Source organism: Mesorhizobium alhagi CCNWXJ12-2 (genome assembly GCF_000236565.1).
GTDB lineage: Bacteria > Pseudomonadota > Alphaproteobacteria > Rhizobiales > Rhizobiaceae > Allomesorhizobium > Allomesorhizobium alhagi.
Map to the genome: position 1 here is coordinate 1 of NZ_AHAM01000352.1, position 2,165 is coordinate 2,165.

A 2,165-nucleotide genomic window follows, 5' to 3' on the forward strand; every position below is an offset into this window, starting at 1 on the left:
CCGGACCTTCGAGGGCGCGCTGATCGCCGCCCATGCGGTCGAGGCGGAGCGCATCTATTATTACATGCGCGATGAATACCCGGCGGTCCTGCAGATTTTGCGCACCGAAATAGCGGCGCTCGAGCGGGCCGGCATCGTCCAGCCCGGCTTCATCGAGCTCAGGCGCGGCGCCGGCGCCTATATCTGCGGCGAGGAAAGCGCGATGCTGGAAAGCATCGAAGGCAAGCGCGGCATGCCCCGCCACCGGCCGCCCTATATAGCCGAAGTAGGCCTTTTCGGACGCCCGACGCTCAATCACAATGTCGAGACGCTGTGGTGGATCCGCGACATCGTCGAGAAGGGCGCGGAATGGTTCGCCGCACAGGGCAAGCCAGGCCATCCCGGGATCAGGTCGTGGTCCGTTTCGGGCCGGGTGAAGAACCCGGGCGTCAAGCTGGCGCCGGCCGGCGTCACGGTGCGCGAGCTGATCGACGATTATTGCGGCGGCATGGCCGAAGGCCACGAGTTCAAGGCCTATCTGCCAGGCGGCGCCTCGGGCGGCATCCTGCCGGCTTCGATGGGTGATATCGAACTCGATTTTGGCGGCGAGCTCGCCAAACAGGGCGCTTTCGTCGGATCCCATGCGATCGTCGTGTTTTCGCAGGCCGACAGCATAAAGGACGTGACCGTCAACTTGCTGAAGTTCTTCAAGCATGAGAGCTGCGGCCAGTGTACGCCCTGTCGCGAAGGCACCGAAAAGATGGTGACGCTGCTCAAGAAGCGGGAAGCCCCAGACGAGACCGCGATGCGCAACCTTGAAATGGTGATGCGCGACGCGTCCATTTGCGGACTTGGCCAGGCAGCGCCCAATCCGGTAAATCACCTGCTGACGCATTTCCGGGATGAGCTTTGAGATGACGAACCAGATCGCATTCACCCTTGACGGAAAGCCGGTCACCGCCACCGAAGGCGAGACCATCTGGGACGTTGCCAAGCGCGAAGGCACGAGGATCCCGCATCTTTGCCATGTCGACATGCCCGGCTACCGGCCCGACGGCAATTGCCGCGCCTGCATGGTCGACATCGAAGGCGAGCGCGTGCTGGCCGCCTCCTGCATCCGCAAGCCTTCCGCCGGTATGATCGTGAAGACCGACACCGAGCGCGCCGAAAAGTCGCGCGAAATGGTGTTCGAGCTGCTCGCCAGCAATATGCGGCCGGCGAGCGACGGTCCAGACAACCAGTCGGCCTTCTGGCAATGGGCCTCGTCGATGGGGATTTCCGGCGACCGCTACGAATCCAAATTCGCAAGCGACGACGTCAGGCCGGAATTCGATATTTCCAACCCAGCCATCGCCGTCAATCTCGATGCCTGCATTGCGTGCGGCGCCTGCGTCCGCGCCTGCCGCGAGGTCCAGGTCAACGATGTGATCGGCATGGCCGAGCGCGGCAACCACTCGGTTCCCGTCTTCGACATGCACGATCCGATGGGCCTGTCGACCTGCGTGACCTGCGGTGAATGCGTGCAGGCCTGCCCGACCGGCGCGCTCTACGAAAAGTCGCTGATGGACGAGGCCGGCAAGACCCGTGTGGTCCAGGAATTCGACAAGGTCGTCGACAGTTTGTGCCCGTTCTGCGGCGTCGGCTGCCAGACCAGCGTCGCCGTCAAGGACAACAGAATAGTCCAGGTCGACGGCCGCAACGGCTACGCCAACGAGAACCGGCTCTGCGTCAAGGGCCGGTTCGGCTTCGACTATGCGATGTCGCCGGAACGGCTGACCAGGCCGCTGATCCGCCGCGACGACGCTCGCAAATCGGGCGATCAGGATATGCGCGGCGTCGACCCGCTGACCGTGTTCCGCGAAGCCACATGGGAAGAAGCGCTGGAACGCGCGGCCGGCGGCCTGAAAAAGATCCTCGACACGCGCGGCGGTCAGGCGCTGGCCGGCTTTGGATCGGCCAAGGGCTCGAATGAAGAGGCCTACCTGTTCCAGAAGCTGGTGCGCCAGGGTTTTGGAACCAACAATGTCGACCACTGCACGCGGCTCTGCCACGCCTCTTCGGTCGCCGCGCTGATGGAAGGCGTCGGCTCGGGCGCGGTGTCGGCCCCCTTCAACGACGCGCTGAAGGCCGACTGCATCATCGTCATCGGCGCGCGCCCGACCACCAACCATCCGGTCGCCGCGACC

2 protein-coding genes are annotated in these 2,165 nt (G+C 64.2%); both read left to right on the forward strand.

Going from position 1 to position 2,165, the window contains the following annotated elements; translation table 11 throughout:
* The coding region (locus tag MAXJ12_RS34075; protein WP_008840816.1) for an NADH-ubiquinone oxidoreductase-F iron-sulfur binding region domain-containing protein at window positions 1-892 on the forward strand (892 nt) is incomplete at its 5' end.
* A gap of 1 nt (window position 893) precedes the next feature.
* Window positions 894-2,165, forward strand: a 1,272-nt coding sequence (locus MAXJ12_RS34080) for a 2Fe-2S iron-sulfur cluster-binding protein (RefSeq protein WP_040589763.1), incomplete at its 3' end; no start/stop codon positions are given.